This window comes from Methylobacterium nonmethylotrophicum, assembly GCF_004745635.1.
GTDB classification, from domain to species: Bacteria; Pseudomonadota; Alphaproteobacteria; order Rhizobiales; family Beijerinckiaceae; genus Methylobacterium; species Methylobacterium nonmethylotrophicum.
Map to the genome: position 1 here is coordinate 41,546 of NZ_SRLB01000032.1, position 17,639 is coordinate 59,184.

General features: G+C 64.3%; 11 protein-coding genes. 6 read left to right on the forward strand and 5 right to left on the reverse strand.

The genetic code is table 11. The features are described 5' to 3' along the window. Positions 1-6 precede the first annotated feature (6 nt). Positions 7-294: a four-helix bundle copper-binding protein gene (locus tag EU555_RS37300; protein WP_476703421.1), complete on the reverse strand. Its 288-nt coding sequence runs from the start codon at positions 292-294 to the stop codon at positions 7-9. A gap of 188 nt (positions 295-482) precedes the next feature. Between EU555_RS37300 and EU555_RS29245 the strand changes: the two genes are divergently transcribed. Both EU555_RS29245 and tnpC read left to right on the forward strand, forming a co-directional pair. Further along, a complete protein-coding gene (locus tag EU555_RS29245; RefSeq protein WP_244537693.1) occupies positions 483-785 on the forward strand; it encodes a metal-sensitive transcriptional regulator in 303 nt (100 codons plus the stop codon). A 202-nt stretch (positions 786-987) separates the two neighbouring features. Beyond that, positions 988-2,268 (forward strand): IS66 family transposase, encoded by a 1,281-nt coding sequence (gene tnpC / locus EU555_RS29250; protein WP_135418877.1) that lies wholly within the window; start codon positions 988-990, stop codon positions 2,266-2,268. 270 nt (positions 2,269-2,538) lie between these two features. On the opposite strand, the gene EU555_RS29255 is transcribed toward tnpC, so the two are convergent. Both EU555_RS29255 and EU555_RS29260 read right to left on the reverse strand, forming a co-directional pair. Beyond that, a complete protein-coding gene (locus EU555_RS29255; protein WP_135418878.1) occupies positions 2,539-4,677 on the reverse strand; it encodes a carbohydrate porin in 2,139 nt (712 codons plus the stop codon). A gap of 869 nt (positions 4,678-5,546) precedes the next feature. Next, positions 5,547-6,080: a threonyl-trna synthetase gene (locus tag EU555_RS29260; RefSeq protein WP_091890535.1), complete on the reverse strand. Its 534-nt coding sequence runs from the start codon at positions 6,078-6,080 to the stop codon at positions 5,547-5,549. A 560-nt stretch (positions 6,081-6,640) separates the two neighbouring features. Between EU555_RS29260 and EU555_RS29265 the strand changes: the two genes are divergently transcribed. The 4 genes from EU555_RS29265 to EU555_RS37755 all read left to right on the forward strand — a co-directional run bounded on the left by EU555_RS29265 (position 6,641) and on the right by EU555_RS37755 (position 13,451). Continuing rightward, a complete protein-coding gene (locus EU555_RS29265; RefSeq protein ID WP_167858698.1) occupies positions 6,641-9,823 on the forward strand; it encodes an acetoacetate--CoA ligase in 3,183 nt (1,060 codons plus the stop codon). A gap of 1,037 nt (positions 9,824-10,860) precedes the next feature. Beyond that, positions 10,861-12,081 (forward strand): IS256 family transposase, encoded by a 1,221-nt coding sequence (locus tag EU555_RS29285; protein WP_091890541.1) that lies wholly within the window; start codon positions 10,861-10,863, stop codon positions 12,079-12,081. A 277-nt stretch (positions 12,082-12,358) separates the two neighbouring features. Then, a complete protein-coding gene (locus EU555_RS29290) occupies positions 12,359-12,841 on the forward strand; it encodes a hypothetical protein (RefSeq protein WP_091890543.1) in 483 nt (160 codons plus the stop codon). A gap of 208 nt (positions 12,842-13,049) precedes the next feature. Then, positions 13,050-13,451, forward strand: a complete 402-nt coding sequence (locus tag EU555_RS37755) for a transposase (protein WP_135418885.1) — start codon at positions 13,050-13,052, stop codon at positions 13,449-13,451. Positions 13,452-13,565: 114 nt separating this feature from the next. Here the strand turns inward: EU555_RS37755 and EU555_RS29300 are convergent, their stop codons facing one another. Further along, a complete protein-coding gene (locus EU555_RS29300) occupies positions 13,566-15,839 on the reverse strand; it encodes a TonB-dependent siderophore receptor (protein ID WP_135418880.1) in 2,274 nt (757 codons plus the stop codon). Positions 15,840-16,281: 442 nt separating this feature from the next. After that, entirely contained in the window at positions 16,282-17,607 is a 1,326-nt protein-coding gene (locus EU555_RS29305) for an ISKra4 family transposase (RefSeq protein WP_135418881.1), read from the reverse strand. Between the last annotated feature and the right edge of the window lie 32 nt (positions 17,608-17,639).

Here is a 17,639-nt window from a genome sequence, read left to right on the forward strand (position 1 = left end):
GATTGATCAGGCAGTCATCTTTAGGCAACTCTCGGCACATTGGCGGCACGCATCCACACAATCCTGCATACCGCTGACGTGTTCGCAGCTTCTGGAACAATCTTCACAGATCTCGGCGCATTCACGGCAGACGTGCTTGTGATGCTCCGAGTCGATAAGCATAAAATGCGCGCTGGTTCGGCAAATCTCAGCGCACGACAGCATGATTTTGAAGTGCTTCGGCTCCACATGTTCGCCGCCTGCTTCGAGGCAGTGGTTCATCGCCATACCAAGGCAGGTCTGGTAACAGCGCAGTCACGCGTCGATGCAGGTCTGCATCTCGGAAGGGATGTTTTGCATGGGAGAATCCTTGTTCCTGTGAAATCGCCGGGGCCTGACCCGTGGTCGGCCAAGGCTATCCCTTTCCCTAAGTACGGGGTGGGCGTATGGTTCCGAGGCCTAGGAGCCTAACGGCTCGGCCATGGACGGAGTCGTTTGAGCCGGTGACAATCAAAAACGCGTCGCCGGTCTCTATTGGCGAGGATCACCGGCATCAAATTCCGCGGCTGCGCCGTATCGAGGGGCAGATCCGCGGGTTGCAGAAAATGATCGAGACAGAGAATAATTGCATCGATGTTGTCTATCAGATCGACGCGGCGATAGGGGCGCTCCGCAGAGTCCAATCAGATATAATTCGGGTCCATTTGGAGGCATTGACCCAGAGAATTACGGCGCAAGAAATTACTGAGACCGAGCGCTTGGCCTGCGTCGATGAAATCGCAACTCTGATGATACGGGTTGTTTGAATTTATTCTTCGATTGTACGATGCACCCGTTTCGCGAGGTCAAAATTCTGATGCTCTCCACAATGGAAATTTGATGTGACTGACCCGCCACAGTAATTACCCAGGGGGTGAGCTCGGTCACTGCGCGAGGCTGTCGAGGCGCCGATGCGGGGTGCTCGCGGGGCCTCTTGCCTGGAGCTGATTTCGCTGATTCCCTCGTGAGATGAGCCGCAGCGATCTTGAGCGTTTGAGCAAGCAGGAGCTGATCGAGCTGGTGCTGCGGCTGCAGCGGCCAGACAAGACCTCGCGCACCTCGTCCAAACCGCCCTCGACCGATCGCAAGGAGCGACGCGAGCAGGCCAAGCCCGGCGGCGCCAAGCCGGGCCACGAGGGGCACAGCCGCACGCTCAGCTCCGATCCTGACGAGATCGTCGCCCACCGCCCGGGTCAGTGCCCCTGCTGCGGCGGCGCCCTGGCGGCGGATCTGCCGGCCGAGATCGTCAGCGTGTGCGAGCAGATCGAGCTGCCCGCGGTGACGCCGCTCATCACCCAGCATCAGCGGCTCGCGGTGCGTTGCCCGTCGTGTGGCACCCGCGTCGTTGCCCCGGTGCCGCGGGAGGCGTGCGGCACGCCGTTCGGACCGCGGCTGCACGCGGTGGCGACCTACCTGAAGACCTTCCAGGCCCTCTCCTACGAGCGGCTGCAAGCTGCGCTGGCGGACCTGTTCGGGCTCACCCTCAGCCAGGGCGGGCTGATGAACCTGCTTCGTCGAGCCCAGAAGCAGTTCCGTGCCGGTCGCGAAGCCCCGGTGTCGGCGCTGCGCCGGGCCGCAGTGGTCGCCTCGGATGAGACCGGCGTCCGGATCGAGGGCAGCAATTCGTACCATTGGGTGTTCTGCTCGGACGAGGCGGTGGTGCATCACGCCGCCCCGACGCGGGCCGCCGCGGTGGTGCACGCGATGATGGACGGGCACCGGCCCGCGGTATGGCTGTCGGACCGCTACACCGCCCAACAGGGCCACGGCGAACGTCACCAGACCTGCCTGGCGCATCTGGCGCGCGACGTCGCCTATGCGGTGGAGGTCAGCGACGATCCCGTGCCGCTGCGCCTGCAGCTGTGGCTCGGGTCCGTGTTCAGCCTGGCCGAGCGCGTCAGCAACTTGGCCGCCTCGACGCTCTCGGCCAAGCGCCGGGCGCTGGAGCGGCAGCTGTCCGACATCCTGTCCGCCCCGAGCCGGTGCGATCTGACCCGCGCGCTGCAAGCCAAGATCGGGCGGGCCCGCGATCAGCTCCTGGTCTTCCTCGACCATCCCGGCCGCGTGGCGGTCACGAACAACGGGTGTGAGCGCGCGCTTCGCCCGGCGGTGATGCAGCGGAAGGTGACGAACGGCTACCGGGCCATGTGGGCGGCCGCAGGCGAGGCGGATGTGCGCACGGTCGTCGACACCGCTCGCCTCTCGGGCGCCGACACCTTCGACATCATCCTCAAGACCATCCGCGCCTGATCGCTTCCAGCATTCACCTCATCGACAAGGTCAGGCGGCTCGTGCACCGCACCGAACCCCGTGGGTAATTACCCGAAAGCGGGGGAGGATCAAAAGAGGGCCTGATGCGGGTGACTTCCGCGAAGAGCCCGGTGCGGGAAAGCTGCACGCTCGGATCTGTGAGGGCAAAGCCGAATGGCCGAGCTACTCGACCACAAACCGCAGCTTGCCCCGTGTCCGGTCTGACGGGGGCAACTCCAACATGATCGACGGTGAGACTCCGGCCGACCGTCAGAAGTCCGTATGGAGGCGGACTGCGAAAAAGTGTGCTGGGCCACGGTCGCGGTTGTAGGCCGGGTTCGCCACGAACTGGTAATCGGCGGAGACCGTCACGGCCTTCGTGAGGCTGAGCGCATAATAGGCTTCAGTCGCCCGCTCCGCGCGATAGCTCAGACGACCGTCGCCGATTACAAGGCCGAGGCCGCCGTTGGCGAAGAAATCCCGGTGGGAGCGGGATAGCGTGTTGATGGCAGCGCCAATGCCGACCGTGTCGTCGGGCCGACCCCAGGCGCCGCCCTTCAGTGAGACACCGCCCGAGACACTGCGGTCGATGTCCGCGAAGGAGAGGCTCTCGTTGCGTCCGTCATTCAGACTGGCACGCGCGAACACGCCGACCTGCGACGCCACTGCCTGTTCGAGGTTGAGGTAGAGACCGCTCTTGCGTCGGTCTCGCCGGCTGGCTGTGGCCGCATCGTTGATGTCGGCGAAGAGTCCGGCCTGTGCGAGATCGACCACCTCGCGATAATTCGCCGTGCGTGCGACGTTCGTGAACAGGCCGAGGCGGATCTTTCCGGGCTGATCAAGCCCCGGCAGAACGTGGCGCTCCTCGAACTCGACCGTGGCGCCCCCCTTCTGGGCAATGCGAGGATCGAGAACGTTGCTGCTCGGTTCCTTCGGCACCTGCGTGTAGGCTGCCCGGATCGCGAACTCCTTGCGGGTGTACTCGACCATCACACCTTGCGTGAAACCGGGCAGGTTCGCGGGGAAATCATAGGCCCCGGATGCCCAGAGGGACCAGTTCAGGAAATCGACGCGGGGGTCGTGCGCGTAGGCGTTGCCGTCGAAGAAGTCGCCGAGCGCGAACTTGCCGGCCACCACGGTGACCCGCTCGATGTCGCGGCGCGTCGCGACCTGGTTTGGGCCGTCCGGCACATCCTCGGTCTCGCCGCCCAGGCCGAAGGTTTGGCGGACGAAGTAACGTTGCGAGCGCAGCTTCGGGAAGGGCGCGCCGGCCTTCTGTGCCTCACCGTTGACGAAGCCAGCGACGCCGAGCGTCCGGCTCAGACCGAAACCCTGGTCGAATTCGGGGTTGTAGTAGAGTTCCGTGTTGTCCGTTAGCTTAAGGCCGAGGAAGGCGGTCGCCGTCAGCGTCGCGCGTGCTTGGCGCGGCACGAGGCTCTGCGGTCCGAGATAGGGCGAGCGGAAGCCGGATACGCCTTGGTCCACGAAGGTCGTTTGGCCGTGCAGCGAGACACGGTCGCTAATTGCCGTGTCGGGATCGTGGGGGGCTACCTCGCCGGGCTCGGGCGGCAAGACGAGACCACCCGGATACCAGGACAGGCGCGCGAGGACTTGGTTAGAGGTAAAGGAGGCCCGCGCGGAGAAGGGGCCACCGGTGACGCCTGGAATGGTCCCGAGATCGAGCCGTCCGCTCCGGCCGAGGTCGAGGTAGCGGTATTCCAGTCCCAGCGCGAACTTCTCGGTAATGGCATACTCGATGCCGGCACCGAGCGAGAGCCCGAGGAAGGCGCGGCCCCGCCGAAGGGCCGGGGCTGACTCAGTCTCTGGATCGGGGGAGTTGGTGTGGAACCGGACCTGCGCGCCCGCAAGGCCGAAGGTGGCATAGACGAGATAGTGCTCGAACGCGTAGCCAATGCGGGCCCGGGCTGTCCCGAAAACGTCGGCCTTGGCCCGGATCAGAGGAAAGGCGGGATCCAGCCCCTCGAAGCCGAACCCAGGCGTGGTCGAGGACACGGGCCGCTTCAGGTTCGAGGCGTCAACGTCGGCTTCAAGGCCATATACGAACGGACCGGTCTGCCAGGCATACCCGCCGAACAGGCCGCCGAGCGCGGTGATCGCATTGCGCCCGGCATCGTTGCGGCCCGTGGCATCCCCGGTGCGGAATTCCGGCACCGAACGGCGGCTGATCATACCGGAACCGAAGCCGAAGCCGCCGAAGGCGTCACCGGCACTGCCCTGCCATCCGGCATAACCGCCTGCCCACGTACCGAAGGAGGGCAGGTGCGTCGCGTCGTGTGGCGTCGGCGGGGCGAAATCGGCCCCGTGGGCGCCGGTGGACAGGCCGGCGAGCAACGTCGCAACCCCTGCACCCGGGCCGAGGCGTCCTGTGGCCCGTCTCCACCGACTCATCGTGCCATCTCCACATGCATGAACTGAAGCTGCACCAGCGTTGCGGTGACCATGACACGATGCGGCATCCGCCCAAACTTGGCCGTTCCGCTAACCATAGACGAGCGGCTTCGTGCAAGCCCACCGCTGGGTTCGTGTTGAGCTGACGAAAGGCCGATGAGATAGCCACGCATACCACCAAGGTAGGCACCGCCCTCACGTCCCTTGCCACGCTTATGGAGCGGGTAGGAGAGAGGCCGAACTTGCAGAATTCAGGCGGCACAGCGTGTGGGTTGCTCGCAGCGATGGCAGGCATGCCGCTCTTCCTATCGGCCGTGATCACGACTGCAAACCCGCGTGCGGGCGAGATGGGGCGGCATTCGGAACACATCGTGGGGTCGTGCGCGCGATCGTTCCCCGAATGCGGCGGGTTCGATTGGGGGCATCACCGCCGAAACAGGCGGCGATCTCCGAGCGCGCCTGTTTATCGACGGCCGATGACGGTTTGATGCCACGCGCGAGCTTCTCGGCTGCGCAGCACGGCTGGCGCGGTGTGAACGGTACGGGCTCCAACCCCCGGCCTCGAAGCCTGCGGTGGAGGGCATGCGTGGCGTCCATGTCGTCCCGTTCGAGATGATCCAGGCGGGACAGGTTTGCGGGGAAGCGGCTTGCTCGCGAGACGAGGAGGTGCCCGCAGGTCGTCCGCTGACGAAGCCCGCTGCGATGCACCGCTCATGAAGCTCCGGGCTCGGGCCGCATCGTCATGCCCGGCGGCCAAGGTGGCGATGTTCGATCAGGGCCGCATATGGCGTTGCGCCGAGCCTTGATAATCTCGGCGGTTTAAGGATCGGCCGCCATCGTAGGCCCGGTGCAGATGACTGCGACCTGCTTCACGGGGTCTGCCCAAGGATCAGGTCCGACGCGTGTCGAGAGGCCGGGTGGCCTGTGGCCGCTTGGTGGGCGATCGAGCACGCCTCGTAGTGGTCGCCCCTAGCGAGCATAGTCAAGCGCCGCTCACCAGGAACGGCCTTCCTGATGGCCAGAAGTGCGCGTCCGGACAGCCACGACACGGTCTCGGCACCCGGCTCGGTTTGCGGCTGACCATACCGCCGCACGCCCTCCCGGTATATGGCCTCGTAGCGCGACGGCAGTTCGGCTTCCGAAAGTGGACGGCTGAGCCAGATGACCTGCTGCAGGCCCTCATCCCGGCAGACTTCGAGGATGACCTCGTCCGTATCAATGCCCGCGGCCAGCGGGCGGTCGTGGAAGTAGGTCAGGGCGGTGATATTCGCCTCGCGGTCGACCATCGAAGGCCGGGGGACGGTCTCGACCGGTCCCCAGGACAGGCCAAACGGGGCTTCCTGAGCATGGGCTCCGTGCAGGCAGCCGAGCCAAAGCAGTGCTGACAGGGCGCGGCGTCTCATCGTCGTCTCTCCCTACGTTGATACGCGACGTCCCTGCACGTCGTCGCTGGCGCGCGACTGAACTATGGATTGCGATCTCGAGCGCCGCTTCCGGACCGAGCACGAGACCCCCGCGGGAATACCCAGAGATCATCGATGTTGGACTCGCGCACGACCGCGCGCAACCATTCCTTGCAGCGCTGGTTCTCTCGTCGCTATCCCCTGTAGAAGTCAGGATTTGATCTGTCGGACAATGTCAGGTTGAGGCGCGATCAAGGGGAGAGTAGTGCCCCTGCAGCAAGCCATTTTCGGCCTGAAAACCTCTGGCTTGGTTCGGTCAGGCGGTCAGGCCCCGAAGCCGCGAAGCGGTGCGCCGCAGGCGCAGGGCTTGACGGCGTGACCGCACGCCAAGCCATTCTCGGTCGGGCTGAAGGGAAGGGAAGCTGACACTGTCTGTCTAATCAAGTTCAGGATTTTACACCCCCGCCTCGATACGCCGCCTTCACGCCGCTCGCATCACCCAATCTCCCGCATAGCTCCTAGGGGCCGTCCACACCATCACACCCCGAATGGAGCGGATCTTGCCCTACCAAGCCAAGTTGAGGGCTATCGAGGGCGCCGCTGTGACGGATCGAGACACTTCTTTCCCCTGGCGCAACAGAACGGGCGCCAGCACGGTCCCAGGCTGGGATGGAGCCTGCCCTGCGCCGCCCCAGCTGGCGGAGTTCATACACTTCTGTGAGCACCGGACGGGCCGAACGTTCCCGGAGTATCGGGACTTCGAAGCCTATGCGGTCGAGGAGTTTCGCGCGTTCTGGTCCCTGTTCCTCCGCTGGAGCCGGCTGCCGGTCTCAGGCAGCACCAGCCCCGTCTGTGACGGCGAGCTATGCGAGCGAGCCCGCTTCTTCCCCGACCTCCGGCTGAATTACGCCGAGGCCTTGCTCACTGGCCGGGACGGCCATGGGCCCGCGCTCACGGCCTGCCATCCGCACCGGCCGGACGAGGAGCTAAACCGGTCCGAGCTGTGCCGTCGCGTCACCGCTCTTGCGGGCGCGCTGCGTCGGCTCGGCATCCGGCCGGGCGACAGGGTTGCGGCGGTCGCGCGCAATAACGTCGAGGCGGTGGTGGCTGCCCTGGCCGCGGCGGCGATCGGGGCCGTGTTCTCGAGCTGTGCTCCCGACATGGGCGCGCACGCCATGCTGTCCCGGCTCGGCCCCGTCGCGCCCAGGCTGCTCCTCGCCCATCTGCGGCCGGAGCCCTGGGATACGGGCGTCCCGATCGCCGCCCGGGTGGCAGAGGTGGCCGGAGGGCTCAGCTCCCTGACCCACCTGATCGCGCTGGATGCGGGCGAACCCGCGTCCGGGATCGGGGTGCCGGTCCTGCGCTATGCCGACCTGATCTCGCAGGGGGACGAGGCCGAGTTCACCTGGGAGCGGTTCCCCTTCAACCACCCCCTGTTCATCATGTTCTCATCGGGCACGACCGGAGCGCCCAAGTGCATCGTGCACGGGGCCGGCGGCACCCTGATCGAGCACATCAAGGAGCATCGGCTCCACTGCGACATCCGGCCCGCGGAGACGATCTACTTCCACACCAGCTGCGCGTGGATGATGTGGAACTGGCAACTCTCCGCCCTCGCGAGCGGCGCGGAACTCGTTCTCTTCGATGGCCCAGTCCAGGGCCCGGACACCCTTTGGGCGCTGGTCGAGCGGCGGGCTGTCGCCGTGTTCGGCACCAGCCCGGCCTATCTTGAGCTTTGCGAGGGCGCGTCGTTCTCGCCGCGTGCCGCGTTCGACTTCACGGCGCTGCGCGCCATCTTGTCCACGGGATCAATCCTGCACGATCGCCAGTTCGATTGGGTCTGTGAGCACGTGAAAGCCGTCCCGCTTCAGTCTATCTCCGGCGGAACCGACATCATCGGCTGCTTCGTTCTCGGCAACCCGCTACTTCCGGTCCAACGCGGCGAGGCGCAGTGTCGGAGCCTCGGTCTCGACGTGCGGGCCCTCGCGGAGGACAGCGCCGGCATCGGCGAGCTCGTCTGCGCTAGCCCGTTCCCATCCCGGCCCTTGGGGTTCCTTGGGGACACGGACGGGAGCCGCTTCCACGCCAGCTACTTCAGCCAAAATCCACCACTCTGGACGCACGGCGACTTGATTGCCTTCACCCCGGCCGGCGGAGCCCGGCTGCACGGGCGCTCGGACGGCGTGCTCAACATCCGCGGCGTCCGGGTCGGACCCGCCGAGATCCACGATATCTTGCGCGCGATGGACGAGATCGTGGAGGCGATGGCGGTCGAGCAGCGGGCGGAGGCCGCTCCGGGCGGCACGCAACTGGTCCTCCTCGTCGTGCTGCGGGAGGGCGCGACGCTGACCCCCGGACTGACCAAGCGCATCCGTTCGCGCCTGGCTGCAGATGGGTCGACGGCAATGATTCCGGCGCGATGTGTACAGGTCAGCGAGTTGCCGACGACGTTCAACGGCAAGCGCTCCGAAGCGGCGGCCCGGGACGCCGTGAATGGCCACGCGATACGCAACCTTGATGCGCTGGCCAATCCTGCATCGACTGACGCCATCCGCGACGCCATCAGACGGAATGGCGCGGTGGAGCACGAGCGCCCGACCGACGTGGTCGAGTCGCGCGCCAACATCCAGGTAGAGGGCGACCTGGAGAGGCTCCTCAAGGACATCACGTCCCGTCGGGTCGGCGTCCCGGTCAGCCCCGACGAGAGCCTGTTGGAGATCGGGGCCGACTCCCTCACGCTCCTCAAGCTGCTGATGGAGATCGAGGAGATGGCCGGCTGCGAGGTTGCCTTCGACGCGTTCCTCTCTGACCCAAGTGTGAGAGGCCTCAGCCGATTGATAAGGGGCGAGAGGGGGCACAGCTCAACGCATCCGGAAGAGCGGCCGGAGGTCCGACCCGTGCGGGATGAGGATGTTGAGGCCATCTGCCGCCTGCTGCAGGAAGGCTTCGGGAGCGGGAATGTCGGCCCCGGGGATTGGCGGCGGCTGTTCGAGCGTCCTTGGGCTAGCTCCGTTCCGACGACGGGGTTTGTTCTTACCATGGGATCAGAGATCGTGGGGTTCCTGGGAACGCTCTACTCACAGCGTCCCCTCGACGAGGAGGGAGCCTGCGTCTGCAATCTCACCTCGTGGTACGTGCGACCGGGTTACCGAGGCCAGGGCTCGCTCCTGCTCGCGGCCGCGACGAGGGACAAATCCGTCACTTACACGACCCTGACGCCCGGTCCCGAGACCACGGCCATGGTGGAAGCCTTAAACTTCCTACCTCTGAAGATGCGGCGGTTCTTCCTTCCCGGGCTCAACCTGGGGACGCTCCGGGCCGGTTCGCTCCGCTTCGACGACGACCCCCGGACCATCCGGAGTCTCCTCAGCGAGGTTGACCAGCGCATCTTCGACGATCATGCTGCTTACGACCTGCTGCACCTTGTCGTACGGGAGAATGGCGAACAGACCTACTTGATCTTGAAACGACGGCGGGTTCGGGCTGTGTGGTCGGTTCTTGTACCAGGTTCCGAGTTGCTCTACTGCAGCAATCCCGGCCTCCTCGTCCGTCACTTCGAGCGTATCAAGCTGGCCATCCTCATGCGCCAGCGAGCGGTGGTCTTCGCGGCGGATGAGGGTTTCGTTCCCGCGACGATCCGAGCCGCTCGGAAGGCGCGCGGCAACCGCTATCGGAACTCATTGGCCGGCACGGCGCCCGAGCTGGACCTCCTCTATTCGGAGCTCGTCCTTCTGCCAATCTGACGCGCGACGAACCATCGTAGAGTGCCTCGTCGGCGATCTTCCTGTTGGAGGGGCATAGCGCACGGCTTGCTCCTCGCGCAGGTAGCACCGCACCGTGTTGCGCGACAGCCCGAGCTCGCGGGCGATCTCACGCACGCCCTTTTTCATGTCGATGAAAGACCTGGATCTCCAACGTCGCCTCCGGTCCCACCATCAGGCTCCCTCCACACGAGAAAGCCAGCCTAAAAGATCCTGGGGGGATGACGGCGAAAAACTGACGGGCAAGCCTCATCGAGCGTAGCAAGCGTATGATGGGCCGTGATGGCATGTGCTATGGTCGTGCTCGGTGAAGTGATTATAGAAGCCACGCGCATGGGCGCGGTGCTCGCACTGATGATATGAGTAGACACAGCCTATAAATTTTGGCCTATAGTGCACAAATTTGAACACACTTCCAACACTCAAACCTGAATGTTGTATCGCTCGAAATTTATCAATAGTGTTTGGCCTTGATCTCGCGTCCGATGCATAGCCGGCAGCCGGTGCGAGCATAATCACCGCCGTGCAGATCAAACATGCCCATCGCATCGCAGATCCTCCACGACCATACAATCAAATGCCAACATGTTGTTGTCAAGGGGCAATGTGAGGGTTGGGTAACGGCGTTGATGGTTCCCCGGATCTTGGTCTGGCCGAAGGGTGAGCCCCCGGATCTCATTCGGCGGCCTCTCGGGCCGCCGCCAAGGCAAACTCCTGGGGCGTCCGCCACTCCATAGCGGAGTGCCGCCGCACCGGGTTGTACAACCTCTCACCACAAGACCCATAGTACCGGCGCAGGCGACGATGGCGTCGTCGTCTATGGATGGCATCCGTGGGCCGGGCGCGCGGTCCGTGTCCATGACGTGATCGAGCGGGCAACCGGGACGGCAGCGCGCTGCACGCTGGCGGATGCGCCCATGGCGCGCTTGCAGGAGATCCAGGTCCGGATGCTCGATCCCGTCGGGACTGTCGGAAATTTCGTGTAGGGGCGGCCATAGTGGACCCCACGGAGGTTCCCGATGGCAAGACGCAAAGCACCCAGCATCCCTGACGCGATCCTAGACCAGCTGCTGGCCGGCGCTGATCCGAAGTCGGCGTTCGAGGCTGACGGCCTGCTGGACGAGCTGAAGAAGGCCTTGGCCGAGCGCGCCCTCAACGCCGAGATGGACCATCATCTGGCGAGCGAGGAGGCCGGCAACAAGCGCAATGGCTACGGTCGTAAGACAGTCACGACCGAGACCGGCCGGATCGAACTGTCGATCCCGCGCGACCGGCAGGCGACGTTCGACCCGCAGCTGATCGCCCGCTACCAGCGCCGCTTTCTCGGCTTCGACGACAAGATCGTGTCGATGTACGCCCGCGGCATGAGCACCCGGGAGATCGTCTCCCACCTGCGCGAGCTCTACGGGATCGAGGTCTCGCCCGACCTGATCAGCGCGGTGACCGACGCGGTGCTCGACGAGGTCGCCGCCTGGCAGGCCCGGCCGCTAGAACCGGTCTACCCGATCGTGTTCTTCGACGCCCTGCGGATCAAGGTGCGTGACGAGGGGGTGGTCCGCAACAAGGCCGTCCACATCGCGCTCGGCGTGCGCGCCGACGGATCCAAGGAGATCCTCGGCTTGTGGCTCGAGCAGAACGAGGGCGCCAAGTTCTGGTTGCGGGTCATGAACGAGCTCAGGAACCGCGGCGTCGAGGATGTACTCCTGGCGGTGGTCGACGGCTTGAAGGGCTTCCCCGACGCGATCCGGGCGGTGTTTCCCGAGGCGCTGGTCCAGACCTGCATCGTCCACCTGCTTCGCCACAGCCTCGACTTCGTCTCCTACAAGGACCGCAAGCTCGTGGCGGCCGCGCTGAAGGACATCTACCGCGCGCTCGATGCCGCCGCTGGCGAGGCGGCGCTGTCCGCCTTCGAAGCGGGCGAGTGGGGCCGGAAGTACCCGGCCATCGCCCAGAGCTGGCGACGAGCCTGGAGCGAGGTCGTCCCGTTCTACGCGTTCCCCGGCGAGGTGCGCCGGATCCTCTACACCACGAACGCCATCGAGGCTCTGAACGCTACGCTGCGCCGGGCTGTGCGCGCCCGCGGCCACTTCCCGACCGACGAGGCCTCGCTGAAGCTGCTCTACCTGGTCTTGAACCGCTCCGAGAAGGCGTGGACGATGGGTCCGCGTGAGTGGGTCATGGCCAAGGCGCAGTTCGCCGTCATCTTCGGCGAGCGCTTCACCCGGGCCATGGCGGCCTGATGTTCAACCCGCCGCCCCTACACGGAATTCCTGACAGTCCCAGGGTAGATCCTCGGCTTGGCTCACGTCCAGTCTGCATCGGGGCTCCATTGCGAGGGGACCAGGTCAGCCAGCATCCGACTCGTCGCATCGGACCCCAGTCGAGCCAGGGCGTGCCGCTGTGTCAATTCGGGCAGCGCAGCGTCGCGACGGGTCTCGATGCAGTCGCACCGAACGGCTACACAAGCGCCGCCCGATCGGCACCACCTACACATCTCCTTCAGCTCATGATCGCGTAATGCCCACCTTATCCGATCGCCAGCGCGTCGAACTCGCGATCCCAGCCTACCTCCTCTATGCGCTCACCGCCGCACCTGGCGTGTTCGTCCCGGCCGACCCGGACCTGGCAGCGCGAGCGGAGGCGGACATCACCGCACTCCGCGCCGACCTGCAGGCCGCTCTCCTCGAACCCTTCAGCGACCTCGTCCCGAAGAAGCAGCACGCCCTCCTGCGCCGGGTCGAGCGCATCGGGAAGGGTGTGATCACCGGATGGGGCAACCGGCCCGCGCTGAGCGTGATGCTGACGCTCTGGTACTTCCTGAAGGACCTGACCGACCGCGAGGTACTGATCCTGTGGGAGGGCTCTGCGATGGAGCGGGCGACGAGCCGGCTCCTACCGATGTTCGCCCACGGCTTCGACGAGCAGAAGCGGGATGCAGCGGCTCAGGAACAGGCCCGACAGCTGCTGGCCTGCCTACGGGCAGAAGGACTGTATAACTAATGGTACTGCTGGCCCAACCAGCGGCATCTCGTGCTCTAAGCATGATCTCCCGATCATCTACATTCTGTTCTGGGAATTTGCATACATCGAGTGATAAATGTATTATGATGTGACAGAAGAGGTATCTTGGCAGGAATTTCTCGATATTAATTAAGAGGCAATCCATGCATCAGAACACAAATACCAATAAAATTAAAAAAACGCAGAAATATTTTGGCCTAGTGATACACAATGGGACGTAATTTCCCCATTTTTACCTGCAAGTGGCGCCAACAGAAGCGACGATCGCCGAGCTTTATCAGGAATAATCCAGGTTTCACTGAGTAGTTGTCGATGGCCAGACTTTCCAAAGGAATATGGGTCTCCAAGCACAGTCTATCAACGCTTTCGACGTTGGCGACACCGATCGTTCTGGACGCGAATGCTGCAAGCTTTATCCCAAGCAGGATGGACTCAGGAAGCAAGCGCACTTGATCCTCTTGCACTTTCGCAATCTCGTCCAGTGCAGAAGGGACAGCGGATTGATAGGGCTTGGCGTCCGGATCGCGATCGATGGCTGGCGGAGCGAATGACCCAAATGCAACAAGTCAACTCAACAAAGACTACCTAGATTTTTTATATATTTAAAAATGTATCTATAATATAAAATATCATAAATTCGTGTTTATCAAAAATACAGGGCGGCTTTGCGCCGCCCTGTAAAAACTATATATCTATCATTATATCACCACTTATAGCTGACACTTGCGACGACACGGCGAGCATCGCCATAGAAGCAGGATACGGCTGACTGGCAGGACGAAACGAAGCGCCGATCGGCGATGTTTGTAGCGTTCAATGCAAGGCGCCAATTGTCAATGTTGTAGTGCACCTGCGCGTCAAACAGAACGTAGTCGGAGACTTTTAGCGTATTGGGCACGTCAGCAAAGGAACGCCCAACATAACGCACGCCGCCACCAAAACCGAAGCCGCGCAACTCGCCCACGGGGATCGTGTAGTCGAAGAAGGCCGAAGCGAAGGTCTCGGGAATGTTGACTGGGGTACGCCCAATCCGGGCCGGATCCGCGTCCTTCGTGGTGACGAGATCGTAGGTCGTGAAAGCCGCTACCGCGTTGAGCCCTTCAGCCAGGGTGACGTTGAGCTGAGCTTCGAAGCCGGTGGAGCGCTGTGAGCCGGACTGGATGCTGAAGAAGGCGTTGGCCGGATCCGGCACCAGCACGCCCTGGCGATTAATCTCGAAGCCGGCGAGCGTCAGGAAATAGCCCTGGCCCGGCGGCTCGAACTTCACGCCGCCCTCGATCTGGTTGCCGGTTTCGGGGCGGAAGCCCGCGCCACTGAAGGCGGTGCCGATCTGCGGCTGGAACGAAGTCGAGTAGCTGACATAGGGCGCAAGCCCAAAGTCAAAGTTGTAGATCAGGGCCGTCCGGTAGGTCAGTGCATTGTCACTGCGCCCGCCGGTGGGCGATGATGGCGTGAGCAAGTTGCGGATGCGGTTGTCGGCGAAGTCCTGACGCAGGCCGAGCACTAAGCTCAGCTGGTCAGTGAGTTTGATTTGGTCCTGCGCGTACAGGCCGAGTTGGTTGAAGCTGTTCGCGTTGATGAGGTAGGGCGTCGGCGAGGCGACGCGTTGACCGTAGACCGGGAACAGAATGCTGAGATCTGGGCCCGGGAATGTCGATGCTTGATTGTCGTGCAGATTGTAGTTCTTGTAATCGAGACCGAGCAGCAGGTTGTGGCGGAAAAAGCCGTCGGAGAAGCGTGCCTCGGCCTGATTGTCGACCTGGAACAGGGCAGCCCGCGAGCTGTCCCGGAACTGATAGCGGCCCAGTCGCGTCTCGGCGGCGTCGCTGTATCCGAGCTGACCGATATAAGAGTTCTGGAAGCTATCGACGTAAGAGTAGCGCAGGTTCTGTCGGAAGGTCCAGGTCTCGTTGAAGGCGTGCTCGAACTCGTAGCCGATATAGGCTTGCTCGCGCCGGAAGGTGTTGAGGCCGACGTCGCCGACGTTGAGCGAGCGCGGGATGCGCAGACCTGAGAGGTTCGGCCGCACGGTTCCCGAATACGGCAGGAAGTTCGCCGTCACCGCAGCGTTGTCGTACTGAACGCTCGACAGAAAGGTGAACTTCGTCGCCCCATCCGGCTTGTAGGTGAAGGCTGGCGCGATATAGCCGCGGTCCTCCGGCGCGCCCTCGACTTGGTTGCCACCGACGCGCCCGCTGCCGGTCAGGCGATAGAACCAATGCCCGTCAGGACCCGCCGGACCGCCGAGGTCGAACGCGGTGTAGCCGAAGCCGCCCTGCCCGAAAGCGCCACCGCCAACCTCGATGTAGCGCAGCGGGTCGAGCGGAGGACGCTTGGTGACCTGGTTGATCAAGCCACCGGGGGTGCCAGCGCCGAACAGCACCGCAGCCGGGCCGCGCAGCACCTCAATACGCTCCAGGCCAAAGGTGTCGGTACGGAAATAGGCAAAACCGTAGTTCAGGAGCTGCAGGCCGTCACGGTAGAGACCATAGTCGCTCGCCACGAAGCCACGCAAGGTGAAGTAGTCGAGGCGGGAGTCTGCACCGAAAGTGCCTGAGTAAAGACCGGCTGCGTATTGCGTAGCCTGAGTAAGGGTTTGGGCCTTCTGCACATCGATCTGCTCACGGCCGACAACAGTGATTGATTGCGGCGTCTCGATCAGCGGAGTATTGGTCTTCGTTGCGGTGGCTGAGCGCGTCGCCACGAAGCCGTTCACCGGGCCAGTCGGGCTCTCAACCGCTCGAACAGGTGTGCCAGCCGGAACGGGCGAGACACCACCGTTCCCTTGCCCAGAGACGCTGATCTGTTCGAGTTGAATGGTCGCCTCGGCCGGTGGATTGGCCGTTCCGCGTCGTGGCGATGTTGCATCCTGAGCAGCAGCGGCGCCGGCAAGGCTGAGGAGCGACACGCCTGCGAGAGCGAGGCGCAAGGTCGCGCTTCGTTGGGGGCCTACACCCTGAGAGTTGCCGATCTTCATCTTACACCCCGCATGCACGCAAACACTGACAAGCCGAAGGCGCCAGTTTGGAATTGTGCTAAACTGTTGATCTTGCGCTATTTTTTGATGCCTAGAACGCCATCGTTTGGGGTGCAAGACAGCTTGGCAGCGATCCTGTGCATGTGACGATTGTGCAACGTGAGGATGAGGAGTTGGACTTCGCCCTCTGATGCCAATCAGCGGTAGTTTTTCGAGTAATGGCTCCCCGTCCCAGAGCATTGATTGTCAAACGGCATCGGAGCGCATCACAAACCGGGGGCAACCGGCTCGGGCCCTGGGGTAAGCCAAACGAGGGTCATGCTGCCCGCCCCGCTCTGAACCCGGGCCAGCGCCGCCGGAAGGCACCCTCCAGCTCGCCGTTGAGCACGCGCGTCCTGGCCTGGAGCGTGAGGTGCGCGCCGCGCCTGGTCCAGCGCATTGACTACCGTTTGGAGAACCGCTTGGCGACGACCTGGTTGATCGCGCTCTCCACGAAGCCTGACGAGATCCGCTCGCCCGCCCGGAAGCGTTCGCCATAGTCGACGACGCTGCCCGCGTTGCGGCGGATGTAGACCTGGAACTCGCGGACGGCGACGCCGAGCTTGTTCAAGCAGGCCCGGCGCTCGCCGTCGGCGTCGTCCAGCTCGGCCTCGACCTCGCCCTCGATCCAGCCGACCTCCATCTCCGCCTCGCGCGCGTGCCCGTTCCAGAGCAGGTGCTTGGCGCGCTCCAGCTCGGCCAGGCGGTCGTCGCGCCAGACGCCCTCGGCCGCGGCGCCCTTCACCATCTGCCCGAGCGCGCTCACGCGCATGGCGACGTGGAACCAGTCCAGCACGTGCTCGGCTTCCGGGCCGATGCGCTTGCCCAGCGTGCGCACGCTCTCGCCGCCGTCCGACAGCATGATCAGCTTCTGGTTGGGCCGGTAGCCCATCCCGCGCAGCATCTCGAACATGCGCCGGCGCGGCCGGTCGTCGAACGCCTGCACGAACGCGAAGCACCGGCCGGGCGGAACGGGAATATTCATGATGCCGTCCGACCCGGCGATGGCCCCGTCGCGCTCGAACGAGCCCAGGCCCTTGCCGGCGATCACCTCGAACCAGGAGCCCTCGCGGTCGCGGACGTAGCCGCCGTCGATGCCGACCACCACGGGCCCGTCCGGCTGCTCCATGTCGAACAGGTCGCGCTGGCACCCGTCGAAGTAGTCGCCTTCCTCGGGCCCGAGCTCCGCCTCCTCATGCTTGGCTACGGCGTGTAGGTGGCGGCGCACGCGCTCCGCCCCGATCGGGCGGTCGAGCGGCAGCAGCTCGCCCAGCATGCGCGCGGCCAGGCCGAAGGAGACGAGCGACGCCCAGCGCGTCTCCAGGTAGAGGAGCTCGGGCGTGGTGCGCTCGGGCAGCAAGGCGGCGAGCGGCGTTACGGTCGCACCCGCCCCTTCATCGCCGCCGCACGGACAGCGCCTCAGCCGCTCGGCCTGAACCACCTGCTCGCCGAAGGCGGTGCGCATCGCCAGCGGCCGGCGCTCCTTCAGCCCGCGAACGGTACCGCATGCCGGGCAGGCCCGGTGAGCGGCTTGCCACCGCTCGACCTGCGCGGCGACGAGCCGGGCCTGCACGTCGCGGAGCAGCGCGTGTGCCTCGGCGAGCGTCAGCCCGAGCGTCTCGGGCGCGAGCTCGTCCGGGCGGTCGATCACCGCGGCGGCACCTTGTTGATCTTCTCTGCGTATTCCGACGAAGCCGGCCGGGTGTTCCGATCTGATGCCGGCCATCATTCCGAAGCGAAGCCGGCCACCGGCCCGATCTG